We start from the raw sequence: 16,420 nt of genomic DNA, 5'->3' as shown, positions 1-16,420 counted from the left end.
GTGCACCGCGGGTGACGGCGAGGTCACCGATGGTCGCTCCGGGAGGCGCGCCGCGACCTCCGGATCATCGCGTTCGTACACTGGCCCGGTGACCGTACCGCCGCCGATCGTCGCGCCGAGCATTCTGGCCGCCGATTTCGCCCGCCTCGCCGACGAGGTCCGTGCCGTGGAGTCCGCCGCCGACTGGCTGCACGTGGACGTCATGGACAACCACTTCGTGCCCAACCTGACCATCGGGCTGCCGGTGGTGCAGAGCCTGCGCGCCGTCACCGGGATCCCGTTCGACGTGCACCTGATGATCACCGACCCGCGCCGCTGGGCGCCCGGGTACGCCGACGCCGGGGCGTACAACGTCACGTTCCACGCCGAGGCGTGCGACGACCCGGTGGCGCTGGCCAAGGACCTGCGTTCGGCCGGGGCGAAGGCGGGGCTGGCGATCGACCGGGACACCCCGATCGAGCCGTACCTGGAGCTGCTGCCGAGCTTCGACACGCTGCTGATCATGACGATCAAGGCCGGCTTCGGCGGCCAGCGATTCCTGCCGCACCTGCTGGACAAGGTGCGCGCGGCCCGCCGGCACGTCGACAGCGGGCACCTGGAGCTGCGCATCGAGGTCGACGGCGGCATCGCCGCGGACACCATCGAGCAGGCCGCCGCGGCCGGTGCCGACGCGTTCGTCGCGGGCACCGCCGTCTACGGCGCCGACGACCCCGCGGAGGCCGTACGCCGCCTGCGGGGCCTGGCGGAACGCGCGATGACCGGGGCCTGAGATGGACCCGGCCGGCGAGCGACCCGACGTGATCCTCGTCGTCGACGACGACGAGGACATCGCCCGCTTCGTCGAGTTCAACCTGCGCCTGCACGGCTTCGAGGTGCTGCACGCCGCCGACGGCCAGGAGGCGCTGGAGATCATCGAGCGGCAGCGGCCCGATCTGGCCGTGGTCGACCTGATGATGCCGCGCATCGACGGGCTGGAGCTGACCCGGCGGCTGCGCGCCGACCCGATGACCTCGGCTCTGCCGGTGATCATGCTCACCGCCAAGGGGATGACCCAGGACAAGGTCAACGGGCTCAGCGTCGGCGCCGACGACTACCTGGTCAAGCCGTTCGACACGCTGGAACTGGTGGCCCGGGTCAACTCCACGCTGCGGCGTAACAAGGAGTTCCGGGAGGTCTCGCCGCTGACCGGCCTGCCCGGCAACAGCCGGATCCGGCGGGAGATCAGCGACCGGGTACGCGACGGCGTCGACTACGCCGTCGGCTACATCGACATCGACCGGTTCAAGAGCGTCAACGACCGGTACGGCTTCGTGCGCGGCGACGAGTTCATCTCGGCGCTGGCCCGCAGCCTGCACCGGGCGGTGGTGTCGATCGGGGTCCCGCCGGCGTTCCTCGGCCACGTCGGCGGCGACGACTTCGTCATCGTCTGCACCCCCAGCCAGGTCCGGCCGCTGACCAGCCGGGCCGTGGTCGACTTCGAGAAGGCCGCGGACGCGCTCTACGACTCCACCGACCGGGAACGCGGCTTCGTGGAGCTGAAGGACCGGCGGGGCAACATCCGCCGCGCCGCGCTCGTCACACTCTCCATCGGCGTGTCGCTGTCCGATTCCGGCAAGCGTTTCACCGATCCGCTGGAGGCCATCGCCATGGCCTCCGAGATGAAGACGGTGGCCAAGAGCCAGCCCGGGTCGTACGTGGCGGTGGACCGCCGCCGCGGCGTTACGTGATCGTGCGGTCCTGCTGTGAGGTAGCTCGCCTCTGTGGCGCGCGCCGCGGTGGAACGTGTAAGACTTCCCGTATACCCACCACGCGCTGGCGGGGCTCGGTGAAATTCCGAACCGGCGGTGATCCACGGTCCGACCGTGGTAAGCCCGCGACCCGGACGGCTTCGGCCGGACGGTGGACCTGGTGAGAATCCGGGGCCGACGGTTGGGGTGCGGCTCGTCCGTCCCCAGAAAGTCCGGATGGGAGACAGCGCGCGGAACGGGGGAGGCCCCTGCCGGCCGCTGAGCACCCTCAGCCGCCGCGTGGGCTCCCCGGGGTCGGCGTCGCCGTCCCCGGGTTCTCCGCCGCCGCGTGTCCGCGGCTTTCGTGGCCTGTCCTCCCGAACCGCCCGCGCGCGACCGGCGAGCGGGAGGACAGGCGGCCATGGCGAGCGTCTCAGTCGACGAGGCGATGCGGCGTGCCATCGAACTGGCCGCGCGCGGACTCGGCACCACGAGCCCCAACCCGGTGGTCGGCTGCGTGCTGCTCGACGCCGACGGCGAGGTGGTCGGCGAGGGCTTCCACGCGTACGCCGGCGGCCCGCACGCCGAGATCGTCGCGCTGGCACAGGCCGGCACGCGCGCCCGCGGCGGTACCGCCGTCGTCACCCTGGAACCCTGCGACCACACCGGCCGCACCGGCCCGTGCAGCCACGCGCTCATCGCCGCCGGGGTGTCCCGCGTGGTCATCGCGGTGCCCGACCCCAACCCGATCGCCTCGGGCGGCGCGGCCACGCTGCGCGCCGCCGGGGTCCGGGTCGCCCTGGGGGTACGCGCGCACGAGGCCGAGGCCGGCAACGTCGCCTGGCTCACCTCGATGCGCCGCGGCTGGCCGTACCTGATCTGGAAGTACGCGGCCACGCTCGACGGGCGCTCCGCCGCCGCCGACGGCACCAGCATGTGGATCACCTCCGAGGCGGCCCGGATCGACGTGCACGCGCTGCGCGGCACCGTCGACGCGGTGCTCGCGGGGGTGGGCACCGTGCTCACCGACGATCCGCGCCTGACCGCCCGCAACCTGCGCGACGGCACCCTGGCCATCCGGCAGCCGCTGCGGGTGGTGGTGGACAGCTCGGGGCGTACCCCGGCCGACGCCCGCGTGCGCGACGGCGCCGCCCGCACCTGGGTGGCCACCGCCGCGGAGGTCGGCGCCGGGCCGGACGGCCGGGTCGACCTGGCCGCGCTGCTCGCGGAGCTCCACCACCGGGGCGTGCGGGCCGCGCTGCTGGAGGGTGGGCCGACGCTGGCCGGCGCGTTCCTCGCCGCCGGCCTGGTCGACCGGATCGTCGGGTACGTCGCGCCGAAGCTGCTCGGCGCCGGCCCGACCGCGCTGCTCGGCGCCGGCGTGACGACCATCGCCGACGCCATCGACCTGGAGATCACCGACGTTACGCGGGTCGGCCCCGACCTGCGGATCACCGCGTTGCCCCGGAAGAGGGAGGCCTGACATGTTCACCGGCATCGTCGAGGAACTGGGCGAGATCGTCCGGAGCACCGAGACCGGCGACGACTCCGCGCTGGTCGCCATCCGCGGCCCGCTCGTCACCTCGGACGCCCGGCACGGCGACTCCATCGCGGTCAACGGCGTCTGCCTCACCGTGGTCGACGTCGACGGCGGCGTGTTCACCGCCGACGTGATGGGCGAGACGCTGCGCCGCACCGCGCTCGGCGCGCTGCGCCCCGGCGACCCGGTCAACCTGGAACGGGCCGCCGCGCTCAACAGCCGCCTCGGCGGACACCTGGTCCAGGGCCACGTCGACGGCGTCGGCGAGATCATCGCCCGGGAGCCGGCCGCGCAGTGGGAGACGGTGCGGTTCCGGCTGCCCGCCGGGCTGGCCCGCTATGTGGTGGAGAAGGGCTCGATCACCGTCGACGGCGTGTCCCTGACCGTCGCCGAGGTGGGCGACGACTGGTTCTCCGTCGGCCTGATCCCCACGACGCTGAAGCTCACCGTCCTCGGTACGAAGCAGCTCGGCGACCCGGTCAACCTGGAGGTGGACGTGCTGGCCAAGTACGTCGAGCGGCTGCTCGGCGACCGGAACGCGGGGGGTGCCCGGTGATGGGCCCGCTCGGCTGGCTGCTCGACGCCCAGGTGCACGTGGCGGGTTCGCCGGTGCTGGTCCGGGAGATCGTCGGCAACGTCTTCGGGCTCGCCTCGGCGCTGCTCGGGCTGCGCCGGGTGGTCTGGGCCTGGCCGGTCGGCATGATCGGCAACGCGCTGCTGCTCACCGTGTTCCTCGGCGGCGTCTTCGTCACCCCGCAGGCGCACGACCTCTACGGCCAGGCCGGCCGGCAGGTCTTCTTCTTCGCCGTCAGCGTCTACGGCTGGTGGCGCTGGTCGCGCAACCGCCGCGCCGGCGGCGGGGACGAGCCGGCCGTGGTGCCGCGCTGGGCCACCTGGCGGGAGCGGCTCGGCCTGCTGGTGGCCGCCGCCGTCGGCACCGCCGCCGCATACCCGGTGCTCGCCGCGCTCGGCTCGTGGGGCCCGCTGCCGGACGCCTGGATCCTGGTCGGCAGCCTGCTCGCCACCTACGGCATGGCCCGCGGCTGGGTCGAGTTCTGGCTGATCTGGATCGCCGTCGACGCGGTCGGCGTGCCGCTGCTGCTGCGCGGCGGCTTCTACCCGTCGGCCGCCATGTACCTGGTCTACGGCGCGTTCTGCGCCGCCGGCATGTACAGCTGGTGGCGCACCTCCCGGGCCGTCGCGACCGCGCCCGCCCCGATCCCGGCGACGTACTCGGAGGCAGTGGCATGACCACTTTCGGATCGATCGAGCAGGCGGTGGCGGACATCGCCGCCGGGCGCCCCGTCGTCGTGGTCGACGACGAGGACCGCGAGAACGAGGGCGACCTGATCTTCGCGGCCGAGCTGGCCACGCCGGAGCTGGTGGCGTTCATGGTCCGCTACACCTCCGGCTACATCTGCGTGCCGCTGACCGAGGACGAGTGCGACCGGCTCGACCTGCCGCCGATGCACCACACCAACCAGGACCGGCGCGGCACCGCGTACACGGTGACGGTGGACGCCCGGGAGGGCGTCAGCACCGGCATCTCGGCCGCCGACCGGTCGCACACCATCCGGCTGCTCGCCGACGCCGCCACCGGCCCGACCGACCTGGCCCGGCCCGGTCACGTGGTGCCGCTGCGCGCCCGCGCCGGCGGGGTGCTGCGCCGCCCCGGGCACACCGAGGCGGCGGTGGACCTGACCCGGCTGGCCGGGCTGCGCCCGGCGGGGGTGCTCTGCGAGCTGGTGAACGACGACGGCACCATGATGCGCCTGCCGGACCTGGAGAAGTTCTGCGCCGAGCACGGGCTGACCCTGGTCACCATCGCGGACCTGATCGCCTACCGGCGGCGTACCGAGAAGCAGGTCGAGCTGGCCGCCGAGGCGCGCATGCCCACCCCGTACGGCGTGTTCCGGGCGCTCGGCTACCGCGTCGAGCACGACCCGGCCGAGCACGTCGCGCTGGTCATGGGTGATCTCGGCGACGGGCGGGACGTGCTGGTGCGGGTGCACTCCGAGTGCCTCACCGGCGACGTGTTCGGCTCGCTGCGCTGCGACTGCGGGCCGCAGTTGCAGGCCGCGCTGGCCCGGGTCGCCGCCGAGGGGCGCGGCGTGGTCCTCTACGTGCGCGGGCACGAGGGCCGCGGCATCGGCCTGCTGCACAAGCTCCAGGCGTACCAGCTCCAGGACCAGGGCCGCGACACCGTTGACGCGAACCTCGACCTGGGGCTGCCGGCCGACGCCCGCGACTACGGCACCGGCGCGCAGATCCTCTACGACCTGGGCGTCCGCTCGATGCGGCTGCTGACGAACAACCCGGCCAAGCGGGCCGGCCTGGAGGGGTACGGCCTCACCGTGACGGGCCGGGAAGGGCTGCCCGTGCGGTCCAACCCGGAGAACGTGCGTTACCTGCGCACCAAGCGGGACCGGATGGGTCACCTGCTGGACGGACTGGACGAGGTGACCGAGGCGCCGATGGGCCGCCCGGTCGCCGGTGACGAGATCGGAGCGTAGGGCGATGGCGGGTTTCGGTGAGCCGGGCGTGACCGCTGTGGACGCGGCCGGGATGACTGTCGGTGTGGTGGCCGCCCGATGGCACGGCGAGCTGACCGACCACATGACCGAGCGTGCGGTGGCCGCCGCGCAGGCGTGCGGGGCGCGGGCCGTGGTGGCCCGGGTGGCCGGCTCGGTGGAGCTGCCGGTGGTGGCCCAGGCGATGGCCCGCCGCTACGACGTGGTCGTCGCGCTCGGCGTGGTGGTACGCGGCGCGACAGCGCACTTCGACTACGTCTGCCAGTCGGTCACCGAGGGGCTGACCCGGGTGGCGCTGGACGAGGGCAAGCCGGTGGCGCACGGGGTGCTGACCGTGGACACCATCGAGCAGGCGCGGGACCGGGCCGGGCTGCCCGGCTCGGCCGAGGACAAGGGCTGGTCGGCGACCGTAGCGGCGCTGGACGCCGCTCTCGCGATCCGTGGCCTGGACGCCCAGTCCGCCCACCGCGTCGGCTTCGCCTGACTGTGCGCCCGGCACGGCGCAACCTGGCCCCGCGTCTGCGGGATCCCGTGCCACCGGCGGAGGAACACTTGTTTCCTTGGCGTGGACAAACCGGACGGTTGAGACCGCTGACGTCATGATCGGCGGGGTGGGGTGGGGCTAGGTGATGGGCAGTTCGGAGGGCGGTGGGGTGGCGGGAGCGCCGGTCACGGCCGGTGGGCTGAGGTGCCGGCCGGTGAGCAGGTAGCCGGCGGCGATCGTGAGCACGAACGCTATCGACGCGTAGAGGATCCGGTAGTCGACCAGGCCGACCAGCAGCGCGCCCGCGCCGATCGCCACCGCCTGCGGCCCGCTGGCCAGCGCGTCCAGCGCGGACGAGGCCCGGCCCACCAGCTGCGGGGCGGTACGCCGTTGCACGAGCGTCATCACACCGACCCAGGCGACCGGCAGCCCCAGTCCGATCAGCACACTCGCCGCGACCGCCAGGCCGAGGGCGGGCCGGACCAGCGCCAGGCCGCCCAGCGCCACGCAGGCGACCCCGAGCGCCATGGCGTTCAGCTCGCCCAGGCGACGCACCAGCGCGGCCGACCCGACGCCGCCGATCAGCCCGCCGACGCCTTGCAGCGACACGAGCACACCGAGGAAGGCGGGCTCCCGGCCGAGCCCCTGGTCGACGTACGCGAACCACAGCGTCTCGCCGAGACCGAGGCCGACCGTGGCGATGACGACGGCGGTCAGGGCCCGGCGCAGCGCCGGTTCGCCCAGCAGGTGCCGTACCCCGGCGACGAGTTCGTCGCGCCCTCCCGCGGCGTGACCCCCGGCGACCGTGACGCCCGGGGCGGGCCGCAGACCCAGCCCGGCGACCGCGGCCAGTAGGAAACCGGCCGCGCAGGCCCCGGCCAGGGCCGGACCGCCGAGCAGCACGAACAGCCCGGCGCCGAGTAGTGGGCCGGCCAGCCGCAGGCCCTGCTTGACGGTCTGCGTGGCGCCGTTGGCGTCGGGGAGCAGGGAGACGGGGACCAGTTCCTGCACGAGAGCGGTGACCGTCGCGCCCAGCGCGAGGTAGGACAGTCCGTAACCGGCGGCGACCGCGTAGATCACCCAGAGCCGGCTGTCGTCGTGCACGGTGAGCAGCGGCAGCAGCAGGACGGCCGTGCCCGCGTTGAGCGCCACGAACAGCCGCCGCCGGGGCGCCCGGTCGACGACCCAGCCGACCAGCGGCGCGAGCACCATCGGCGCGGTCAGGGCGACGAAGGTGGCACCGGCCAGCCCGTCCGAGCCGGTCATCTGCTTCACCCACACCGCGAGCGCCAGCAGTAGCACCGACTCGGCGACCATGCTCACGGTCAGCGCGAGGAAGAACAGCCGGAAGTCCGGCTGGCGCAGCAGGCCCCTCACCGCTCCACCTCCGGTACGCCCCAGGCCATCAGGCGCACCGGGCGGGACCCGGCCGGCCGCGCCGCCGGATCCTGCAGCCGGTCGAGGTGGCGGGCGAACAACGACCGGAGTTCCTCGCGCAGCCCGGCCAGTTCCTCGGCGGTGTACCAGCCGATGAACTGGTTGAAGAAGCCCGCGTCCCGCCATTCGGCGGGCTCCTGCCGGCGGGCCGCCATCCAGTCCCAGAGCTTGCGGTACTCCAGATCGAGCAGCACCCGGGCGGCGGCGTCGCCGGCCCGAGCCAGTTCGGGGCTCTCGTCGCCGTCGCCCCACCGGTGCCCGTCGGTCACCAGGCGCCAGGGCCGTTGGCGGCCGGTGCCGCCGCCCGCCTCGGCCACGAAGCCGTACTTGGCGAGCTGACGCAGATGCCAGGAGCAGTTGGCCGGGCTCTCCCCGACCCGCTCGGCCACCTCGGTGGCGGTCAGCGGGCCGTGCAGGCCGACGGCGTTGAGGATGCGCAGGCGAAGGGGGTGGGCGAACGCGCGGAGCGTCTCCACGTCCGTGATCTCGCGGGGGTGTTGCTCAGCCATATCGAAAGACTACTTTCAAAAGATCCCTTTCGAAAGGGGTCTTTCGAGTCCGTCCCACCCGCCGCGACGGGCCACCGCGGGCGGCTGGAAGAATCGCCTCCCGTGAAGACGTTCGAGGAGTTGTTCGCCGAGCTGCAGGCCAAGGCCGCCGCCGGCACCCCGGGCTCGGGCACCGTCGAGGCGCTCGCCAAGGGCGTGCACTTCATCGGCAAGAAGGTCGTCGAGGAGGCGGCCGAGTCGTGGATGGCCGCCGAGCACGAGGGCCCGGAGCGGGCCGCCGAGGAGATCTCCCAGCTGCTCTACCAGGCGCAGGTGCTGATGCTGGCCACCGGTCTGGAACTGAAGGACGTCTACCGACATCTGTGAGTGCCCGTCCGCTGATCATCCGATCGAACGAAGGAGCACTCCCATGCTGCGCGTCGCCGTACCCAACAAGGGCACCCTGGCCGAGTCGGCTGCCCAGATGCTGCGCGAGGCGGGCTACCGCCAGCGCACCGACCCGAAGGACCTGGTCTGCCGGGACGAGCAGAACGACATCGAGTTCTTCTACCTGCGCCCCAAGGACATCGCCACCTACGTCGGCTCCGGTGACCTGGACGTCGGCATCACCGGGCGGGACCTGCTGATCGACTCCGGCGCCCCGGCCGAGGAGATCCTGGACCTCAACTTCGGGCGGGCCACCTTCCGGTTCGCCGCCCGGCCCGACGACGTCGCCTCCGTCCAGCAGCTCGGCGGGCACCGCATCGCCACCGCGTACCCCGGTCTGGTCGAACGGCACCTGGCCGAGCTGGGCGTCAAGGCCGACGTGATCCGCCTCGACGGCGCGGTGGAGAACGCCATCCGCCTCGGCGTGGCCGACGTGGTCGCCGACGTGGTGGAGACCGGCGCGACGCTGCGCCAGGCCGGCCTGGTGGTCTTCGGGGAGCCGCTGCTGCGCTCCTCGGCGGTGCTGGTCCGCCGGGCCGGCGCGCCCGGCGGCGCGCAGCAGGAGCAACTGCTGCGCCGGCTGCACGGCGTCCTGGTGGCCCGGCGCTACGTGATGCTCGCCTACGACGTGCCGGCCGGGCTGCTCGACCGGGCCAGCTCGCTGACCCCGGGCATCGAGTCGCCCACGGTCTCGCCGCTGCACCGGGAGGGCTGGGTCGCGGTGCAGGCGATGGTGCTCCGCGACGACGTGCACCGGATCATGGACGAGCTGTACGAGCTGGGCGCCCGCGCGATCCTGGTCACCAACATCCACGCCTGCCGGCTGTGAGGCCGGTGCCGCTCCGGGTCGCGCCGGAGCGGCCCGGACCGTGTGGCGGCCGAAGACGCGCGCGAGCCGGATGGCAGACTGGTCGGGTGAGCGATTCCGTGGTGACCGTGCGACCCCGCCGCGTCCGGGTCGTCTGCTGGGTGTCGGCCGTCACGCTGTTCGTGGTGTTCAGCCTCGTCGCGACGTCGCTGACCGGCGCCACCGGCAACGGCTACGGCACGTTCCAGCGCGGCGACCAGTTCGCCATGATCGGTCTGGGCGTCTTCGGCGCGCTCGGCTTCCTGCTGTTCACCCGCCCCCGGGTGGTCGCCGACGCCAAGGGCGTGCGGGTGCGCAACGTGTTCAGCTCGTACGAGCTGCCCTGGGAGGTCGTCCGCGGTGTCCGGTTCGACAGGGGCGCCCCGTGGGCCAGCCTGGAGCTGCACGACGACGACCTGCTGCCGATGGTCGCGTTGCAGGCCGCCGACAAGGAGAGCGCGGTCGAGGCCGTCCGCGCGCTGCGCCGCCTGCACCAGGCGCACCTGGTGGCGCTGTCCGCCGGCCAGCCGGCACCCCGCTGACCAGCGATCCCGGTTTGGGCGGCCCTGGGCCGAGGGTGTAGTGTTGCGGAGTCGACCAGACTGCCTCCGTCACTGACGTGCGGGCGGTCGAGAAGCGGAGCGCCCGCTCCCACCCGAGTCGCCGCCACGGTGGCCGGGTCCGGTCCCGGTTTCGGGCACGTCCCGACGCCGGATGCGCGATCCTGTGATCGTGCCGACCGGTCGAGTGGGCCCTGGCATACGCCGGGGCCTTCTGCTTTCCGGGTCGGCTCCCACCTGGGAGCCCACGGAGTCGGCATTAGGAGACTCGACTCGAGGAGGCCCCATCAGCGTCGAACCACGCGTGAACGAGCAGATCCGGGCACGTGAGGTCCGACTGGTCGGTCCTGAGGGTGAGCAGGTGGGCATCGTCCCGCTGGAGCGCGCCCTGCAGCTGGCCGCGGACGTCGACCTGGACCTGGTCGAGGTTGCGCCGATGGCGCGCCCGCCGGTGTGCAAGCTCATGGACTTCGGCAAGTTCAAGTACGAGAGCGCACTGAAGGCGCGCGAAGCGCGGCGTAACCAGCAGCAGACCGTCATCAAGGAAATGAAACTCCGGCCGAAGATCGACCCGCACGACTACGAGACCAAGAAGGGTCACGTGGTGCGGTTCCTCAAGGCCGGCGACAAGGTCAAGGTGACGATCATGTTCCGCGGTCGGGAGCAGAGCCGCCCGGAGCTGGGCTACCGGCTCCTGCGCCGGCTCGAGTCCGAGATCACGGACCTTGGATACGTCGAGGCCGCGCCGAAGCAGGACGGCCGAAACATGATCATGGTTCTCGCTCCGCACCGGGCCGTGAAGGCCTCCGCGGTCGCCGCCACGGCGTCCCGCGGTGGACCGCGCGACCGGACCGCGGAGGAACCGGCCGCTCCGGCCGGCGAGACCCCGACGGCCGGCGAGACCGCAGCAGCCGGTGAGACCGGCACGACCGCTGAGACCAGCGGCCAGTAACAGGGGAGAAGACGTTCCAATGCCGAAGATGAAGAGCCACACGGGCATGGGTAAGCGGGTCAAGGTGACCGGCAAGGGCAAGATCGTTGCCCAGCAGGCCGGCCTTCGCCACAACCTGGAGAAGAAGCCCAGCACCCAGACCCGTCGGCTGACCGGCACCGTCGAGCTGGCCAAGGCCGATATCAAGCGCATCAAGAAGCTGCTCGGCCGCTGACGCGCGCCACCTGAACCGAAGAAGGAGTTGAGATGGCACGCGTCAAGCGGGCTGTGAACGCCCAGAAGAAGCGTCGTACCCTGCTGGAGACCGCGAGCGGCTACCGCGGTCAGCGCTCCCGGCTGTACCGCAAGGCCAAGGAGCAGGTGCTGCACTCGATGCAGTACGCCTACCGGGACCGTCGCGACCGCAAGGGCGACTTCCGGCAGCTCTGGATCCAGCGGATCAACGCCGGCGCCCGGGCCAACGGCCTGACCTACAACCGGCTGATCCAGGGCATGCGCCTGGCCGGCATCGAGGTCGACCGGAAGATCCTGGCCGACATGGCCGTCAACGACGCCGCGGCCTTCGCGGCGATCGTCGAGCTGGCCCGCGCCGCCGTGGCGGCCGAGGGCACCGGTGGCGCCGCGGCCCAGGCCGCCTGACCCACCCCGTACGGCAGATCGAGGCGTCTCCCATGCAGTCATCGTCGCAGGGGAGGCGCCTCGACGCCGTTCCCGGGCCGTTCACCGCGCGTACCCCGAGGGTGGTGGCGGCCCGCCGGCTGCAACGCCGGCGCGACCGCGACCAGGCCGGCCGGTTCCTGGCCGAAGGGCCGCAGGCGGTCCGGGAGGCGCTCGCCCGCACCGGCACCGTGGTCGAGCTGTTCGGCACCCCGGCCGCGCTGGACCGGTACGCCGACCTCGCCGCCACCGCCGCGCGGGCCGACGTGCCCGTCTCCGAGGTGACCGACGACGCCCTGGCCGCGCTGGCCGAGACCGTCGCCCCGCAGGGCCTGGTGGCGGTCTGCCGCCACCTCGACGTACCCCTGGAGCAGGCCGTGGCGCGCGGGCCGCGACTGGTCGCGGTGCTCGCCGGGATCCGTGACCCGGGCAACGCCGGCACCGTGCTGCGTACCGCCGACGCGGCGGGCGCGGGCGCCGTGGTGTTCGCGGGCGAGGCGGTCGACCCCTACAACGGCAAGTGCGTGCGGGCCTCCGCCGGCAGCCTCTTCCACGTCGACGTGGTCCGCGCCGCCGACCCGCTCGCCGCCGTTCAGGCGCTGCGGGCCGCCGGCCTGGAGATCCTCGCCACCACCGGGTACGGCGACAGCGACCTGGATGACCTCGCCGACGCCGGGCGGCTGGCCGCCCCCACCGCGTGGCTGTTCGGCTCGGAGGCGCACGGCCTGCCCGAGGAGATGACCGGCGCCGCTGACGCCCGGGTCCGGGTGCCGCTGCACGGGCGCGCGGAGAGCCTGAACCTGGCTGCGGCGGCGGCCGTCTGCCTGTATTCTTCCGCCAGAGCACTGCGTGCCCCCCGGGGCACGCGAGACACAGCAGGGGAGTCCGCCTCGTCATGAACGCGCCACGGCGTTCGTTTAGCCAGCCCGCCGGTGTCGGCGGGCGGCGGGCCTGACCCTTCCCCCTGCACGACTCCCCACCGGCGGGCTGCGGCGAAGCCGCGCGTCCGTAGACTCGCCTAGCCACCCGCGAGGGTCGGTGCCGCCGTGAGGGAGTGCCCGTTCACCATGAGTTACCGCAACGATCCGTACGACCCGAAGCAGGTCGCCCTGCTCGACCCGGACGCCCTGGCCGGGGCCGTGGCCGACGCCGAGAAGGCGTTCGCCGGGGCCGCCGACCCGGACGCGCTCGCCGCGCTGCGCCCCGCGCACCTCGGCGACCGCTCCCCGGTGTCGCTGGCCCGCCGGGAGATCGGCGCGCTGCCGCCGGCCGCCAAGGCCGACGCCGGCAAGCGGGTCAACGAGGCCCGCCGGGCCGTCGAAGCCGCGTACGCCGCCCGGCAGGAGATCCTGGACCGGGAGCAGGCGGAGCGGGTGCTGGTCGAGGAGCGGGTCGACGTGACCCTGCCGTACGACCGCCGGCCGCGTGGCGCCCGCCACCCGCTGAGCGTGTTGATGGAGCAGATCAGCGACCTGTTCATCGGCATGGGCTACGAGGTGGCCGAGGGCCCCGAGGTCGAGCTGGAGTGGACCAACTTCGACGCCCTGAACATCCCGGCCGACCACCCGGCGCGCGGCCTGATGGACACGTTCCACATCGCACCCGAGGGTTCCGGCCTCGTTCTTCGCACGCACACGTCGCCGGTGCAGGCGCGCACCATGCTCAGCCGCAAGCCGCCCATCTACGTGGTGGTGCCCGGCCGGGTCTACCGCACCGACGAGCTGGACGCCACCCACGCGCCGGTCTTCCACCAGGTCGAGGGCCTGGTGGTGGACAAGGGCATCACCATGGCGCACCTGCGCGGCACGCTCGACCACTTCGCCCGGGCCATGTTCGGCGAGGGGGCGAAGACCCGCTGGCGCCCGCACTACTTCCCGTTCACCGAGCCGTCGGCGGAGTTCGACGTCTGGTTCCCGGAGCACCGGGACGGTCCGCAGTGGGTCGAGTGGGGCGGCTGCGGCATGGTCAACCCGCGGGTGCTGCGCGCCTGCGGCATCGACCCGGAGGTCTACTCCGGATTCGCGTTCGGCATGGGCATCGACCGGACCGTGATGGTCCGGCACGGCGTCAGTGACATGCGGGACATGGCCGAGGGCGACGTGCGGTTCACCCGCGCGTTCGGCGCCTGAGCTACGGGAACGGTGGTTTAACAGTCATGCGAGTCTCTGTCAGTTGGCTGCGGGAGTACGTGGACCTGCCGGCCGGCCTGCCCACCGGCGACCTGGAGCAGGCGCTGGTCGACCTCGGCATCGAGGTCGAGTCCGTGGTGGACCTGCGCGAGTCGGTCACCGGCCCGCTGGTCGTCGGCGAGGTCCTGGAGATCGAGGAGCTGACCGGCTTCAAGAAGCCGATCCGCTTCTGCCGGGTGGACGTCGGCGCCGCGAACGGCACCGGCGAGCCGCAGGAGATCGTCTGCGGCGCGCGTAACTTCGCCGTGGGCGACAAGGTCGTGGTGATCCTCCCCGGCGGCGTGCTGCCCGGCGGCTTCGCCATCGGCGCGCGCAAGACGTACGGGCGCAACTCCCACGGCATGATCTGCTCGGCGCAGGAGCTGGGCCTCGGCGACGACCACTCGGGCATCATCGTGCTGCCCGAGGACGTCAAGGCCCAGCCCGGCGACGACGCCCGGCCCGTCGTCGGCCTGGACGACGTCGTGGTCGAGATGGAGATCACCCCGGACCGCGGGTACGCGCTGAGCGTGCGCGGCATCGCCCGGGAGCTGTCGCACGCGCTCGGTGTGCCGTTCCGCGACCCGGCCGACGCGCCCGCGCCCGGCGCGACCGCCGAGCCGGCGTACCCGGTGGAGGTCCGTGACCCGGTCGGCTGCGACAGGTTCGCGGCGCGGATGGTGCGCGGCGTCGACCCGGCCGTGCAGACGCCCGGCTGGATGCGGCAGCGGCTCACCGCCGCGGGAGTGCGCAGCATCTCGCTGCCGGTCGACATCACCAACTACCTGATGCTCGAACTCGGCCAGCCGATGCACGCCTTCGACACGGACCGGATCGCCGGGACGCTCGTGGTGCGCCGCGCCGAGGCGGGGGAGAAGCTGACCACGCTGGACGGGGTGAACCGCACACTGTCCGTCGAGGACCTGGTGATCTGCGACGACACCGGTCCGATCTCGCTCGCGGCGGTGATGGGCGGCGAGACCAGCGAGGTGCTCGCCTCCACCACGAACGTGCTGTTCGAGGCGGCGCACTGGGATCCGGCGACAGTCGGCCGTACCGCTCGGCGGCACAAGCTGTTCAGCGAGGCCGCGAAGCGGTGGGAGCGCGGCGTCGACCCGGCGCTGCCGCTTGTCGCGCTGGAGAAGGCGGTCCGGCTGCTCACCGACCTGGCGGGCGGCACGGCCGGCGCCGAGGTGCTCGACATCGACCACGTCGCGCCGCGTACGCCCGTGACGCTGCCGGTGGACCTGCCCTCGCGGCGGGTCGGTGTGGCCTACTCGCCGCAGCGGGTGGCGGAACTGCTGGAGCAGGTCGGCTGCACCGTCACAGGCGGCGCCGACCGGCTCGCCGAGGACCCGGGCACCGCCGGCACGGCCGCCGGGGGCGGCGAGGTGCTGACCGTGACGCCGCCGAGCTGGCGGCCCGACCTGACCGACCCGGCCGACCTGGTGGAGGAGGTGGTACGCCTCGACGGCTACGACCGTGTGCCGTCGGTGCTGCCCACCGCGCCGCCCGGGCGGGGCCTGACCTGGCAGCAGCAGCGCCGCCGGGCCGTCGCCCGCTCCCTCGCGGAGCGCGGCTACGTCGAGGTGCTGGCGCAGCCGTTCGTCGCGCCCGAGCTGGCCGACCAGCTCGGCCTGCCCGCCGACGACCCGCGCCGCCCGGCGGTACGCCTGGCGAACCCGCTGTCCGAGGAGGAGCCGCTGCTGCGCACCACGCTGCTCGGCCCGCTGCTGGGCATCGTCAAGCGCAACGTCGGCCGGGGTCAGCGGGACGTGGCGATTTACGAGATCGGCACGGTCTTCCACCCGCGTCCCGGCGCCGGGGCCCCGCCCGCGATGGGCGTGGACCGGCGGCCCACCGACGAGGAGTTCGCCGCCGCCGACGCGGTGGTGCCGGCCCAGCCGCGGCACGTCGCGGTGGCGCTCACCGGCGAGATCGAACCGGCCGGCTGGTGGGGCGCGGGCCGGCCGGCCGGCTGGGCGGACGCGGTCGAGGCGGGCCGGGCGGTGCTCGACGCCGCGGGCATCCCCGCCGACCGGGTGACGGTACGGGCCGGGGAGCGGGCGCCGTGGCACCCGGGCCGCTGCGCCGAACTGGTGGTGGACGACGTGGTCGTCGGCCACGCCGGTGAGCTGCACCCGGCCGTGCTGGCCGCGCTGGAGCTGCCCCGGCGTGCCTGCGCCATGGAACTGGACCTGGACGCGCTGCCCGCCGCCCCGCTGGTGTCCGGCCCGACCATCTCCACGTTCCCGCCGGCCCTGATCGACGTGGCGCTTGTGGTGGACGACTCGGTGCCGGCGGCCGAGGTGCGGGCGGCCCTGGTCGAGGGCGCGGGCGTGCTGCTGGAGGACGTCCGGCTGTTCGACGTCTACACCTCCGAGCAGCTCGGCGCGGGACGCAAGTCGCTCGCGTACAAGCTGACGTTCCGGGCCCCGGACCGGACCCTCGCGGGCGAGGAGGCGGTGGCCGCCCGGGACGCGGCGGTCGCCCGGGCCGCGGAACGCGTCGGCGCCACCCTGCGGGGGGCCTGACCGGCCCGCTGCCGGCGAGATCGCGGGCAACCGGCTCCCGGAGCTGGT

The 16,420-nt window shown here is 73.5% G+C and carries 17 protein-coding genes, 1 pseudogene and 1 riboswitch; of the genes and pseudogenes, 16 read left to right on the top strand and 2 right to left on the bottom strand.

Going from position 1 to position 16,420, the window contains the following annotated elements; genetic code table 11:
- Positions 1-88 precede the first annotated feature (88 nt).
- The 7 genes and pseudogenes from rpe to ribH all read left to right on the top strand — a co-directional run bounded on the left by rpe (position 89) and on the right by ribH (position 6,282).
- Complete coding sequence (gene rpe / locus ACFYO8_RS07150) at positions 89-769, top strand: ribulose-phosphate 3-epimerase (protein ID WP_354866902.1); 681 nt, start codon at positions 89-91, stop codon at positions 767-769.
- 1 nt (position 770) lies between these two features.
- A complete protein-coding gene (locus ACFYO8_RS07145; RefSeq protein ID WP_354866900.1) occupies positions 771-1,727 on the top strand; it encodes a response regulator in 957 nt (318 codons plus the stop codon).
- An 80-nt stretch (positions 1,728-1,807) separates the two neighbouring features.
- A riboswitch (FMN riboswitch) is annotated at positions 1,808-1,980 on the top strand.
- Between the two features lie 168 nt (positions 1,981-2,148).
- Positions 2,149-3,210 (top strand): bifunctional diaminohydroxyphosphoribosylaminopyrimidine deaminase/5-amino-6-(5-phosphoribosylamino)uracil reductase RibD, encoded by a 1,062-nt coding sequence (ribD, locus tag ACFYO8_RS07140; protein WP_355095665.1) that lies wholly within the window; start codon positions 2,149-2,151, stop codon positions 3,208-3,210.
- Position 3,211: 1 nt separating this feature from the next.
- Positions 3,212-3,833, top strand: a pseudogene (locus ACFYO8_RS07135) (riboflavin synthase); the annotation flags it as partial.
- On the top strand, positions 3,823-4,518 hold the full coding sequence (pnuC, locus tag ACFYO8_RS07130) for a nicotinamide riboside transporter PnuC (RefSeq protein ID WP_354866894.1): 696 nt from the start codon (positions 3,823-3,825) through the stop codon (positions 4,516-4,518). The pseudogene ACFYO8_RS07135 and the gene pnuC, both read left to right, overlap by 11 nt.
- Entirely contained in the window at positions 4,515-5,780 is a 1,266-nt protein-coding gene (locus ACFYO8_RS07125; RefSeq protein ID WP_354866892.1) for a bifunctional 3,4-dihydroxy-2-butanone-4-phosphate synthase/GTP cyclohydrolase II, read from the top strand. The genes pnuC and ACFYO8_RS07125 overlap by 4 nt, the downstream gene beginning before the upstream one ends.
- A 4-nt stretch (positions 5,781-5,784) precedes the next feature.
- Entirely contained in the window at positions 5,785-6,282 is a 498-nt protein-coding gene (ribH, locus tag ACFYO8_RS07120; RefSeq protein ID WP_355097335.1) for a 6,7-dimethyl-8-ribityllumazine synthase, read from the top strand.
- A gap of 138 nt (positions 6,283-6,420) precedes the next feature.
- Here the strand turns inward: ribH and ACFYO8_RS07115 are convergent, their stop codons facing one another.
- Positions 6,421-7,659 (bottom strand): MFS transporter, encoded by a 1,239-nt coding sequence (locus ACFYO8_RS07115; protein WP_387256865.1) that lies wholly within the window; start codon positions 7,657-7,659, stop codon positions 6,421-6,423.
- The gene (locus ACFYO8_RS07110) at positions 7,656-8,228 is read right to left on the bottom strand and encodes a winged helix-turn-helix domain-containing protein (RefSeq protein ID WP_387256864.1); all 573 of its coding nucleotides are present in this window, start codon (positions 8,226-8,228) and stop codon (positions 7,656-7,658) included. The genes ACFYO8_RS07115 and ACFYO8_RS07110 overlap by 4 nt, the downstream gene beginning before the upstream one ends.
- Positions 8,229-8,330: 102 nt before the next feature.
- On the opposite strand from ACFYO8_RS07110, the gene ACFYO8_RS07105 reads away from it, so the two are divergent.
- From ACFYO8_RS07105 to pheT, 9 genes are all read left to right on the top strand, one after another.
- On the top strand, positions 8,331-8,594 hold the full coding sequence (locus ACFYO8_RS07105; protein WP_013285536.1) for a phosphoribosyl-ATP diphosphatase: 264 nt from the start codon (positions 8,331-8,333) through the stop codon (positions 8,592-8,594).
- A 43-nt stretch (positions 8,595-8,637) separates the two neighbouring features.
- Positions 8,638-9,483, top strand: a complete 846-nt coding sequence (hisG, locus tag ACFYO8_RS07100; protein ID WP_357706808.1) for an ATP phosphoribosyltransferase — start codon at positions 8,638-8,640, stop codon at positions 9,481-9,483.
- An 86-nt stretch (positions 9,484-9,569) separates the two neighbouring features.
- Positions 9,570-10,043 (top strand): PH domain-containing protein, encoded by a 474-nt coding sequence (locus ACFYO8_RS07095; protein WP_354866884.1) that lies wholly within the window; start codon positions 9,570-9,572, stop codon positions 10,041-10,043.
- Positions 10,044-10,365: 322 nt separating this feature from the next.
- Positions 10,366-11,013, top strand: coding sequence for a translation initiation factor IF-3 (gene infC, locus ACFYO8_RS07090; protein ID WP_354867591.1), 648 nt, complete (start codon positions 10,366-10,368; stop codon positions 11,011-11,013).
- A gap of 19 nt (positions 11,014-11,032) precedes the next feature.
- The gene (rpmI, locus tag ACFYO8_RS07085) at positions 11,033-11,227 is read left to right on the top strand and encodes a 50S ribosomal protein L35 (RefSeq protein WP_184684674.1); all 195 of its coding nucleotides are present in this window, start codon (positions 11,033-11,035) and stop codon (positions 11,225-11,227) included.
- Between the two features lie 32 nt (positions 11,228-11,259).
- A complete protein-coding gene (gene rplT / locus ACFYO8_RS07080; RefSeq protein ID WP_354866882.1) occupies positions 11,260-11,652 on the top strand; it encodes a 50S ribosomal protein L20 in 393 nt (130 codons plus the stop codon).
- Between the two features lie 32 nt (positions 11,653-11,684).
- Entirely contained in the window at positions 11,685-12,569 is an 885-nt protein-coding gene (locus ACFYO8_RS07075) for an RNA methyltransferase (protein WP_354866880.1), read from the top strand.
- 168 nt (positions 12,570-12,737) lie between these two features.
- Entirely contained in the window at positions 12,738-13,799 is a 1,062-nt protein-coding gene (gene pheS, locus ACFYO8_RS07070) for a phenylalanine--tRNA ligase subunit alpha (RefSeq protein WP_355096094.1), read from the top strand.
- 26 nt (positions 13,800-13,825) lie between these two features.
- Entirely contained in the window at positions 13,826-16,372 is a 2,547-nt protein-coding gene (gene pheT / locus ACFYO8_RS07065) for a phenylalanine--tRNA ligase subunit beta (RefSeq protein ID WP_357706804.1), read from the top strand.
- The last annotated feature ends 48 nt before the right edge of the window (positions 16,373-16,420 follow it).

This window comes from Micromonospora sp. NPDC005257, assembly GCF_042872445.1.
In the GTDB taxonomy this organism is placed as follows: Bacteria; Actinomycetota; Actinomycetes; order Mycobacteriales; family Micromonosporaceae; genus Micromonospora.
Note: the sequence above shows the minus strand (reverse complement) of the source record. Positions and strands in the feature narration are given on the sequence as shown.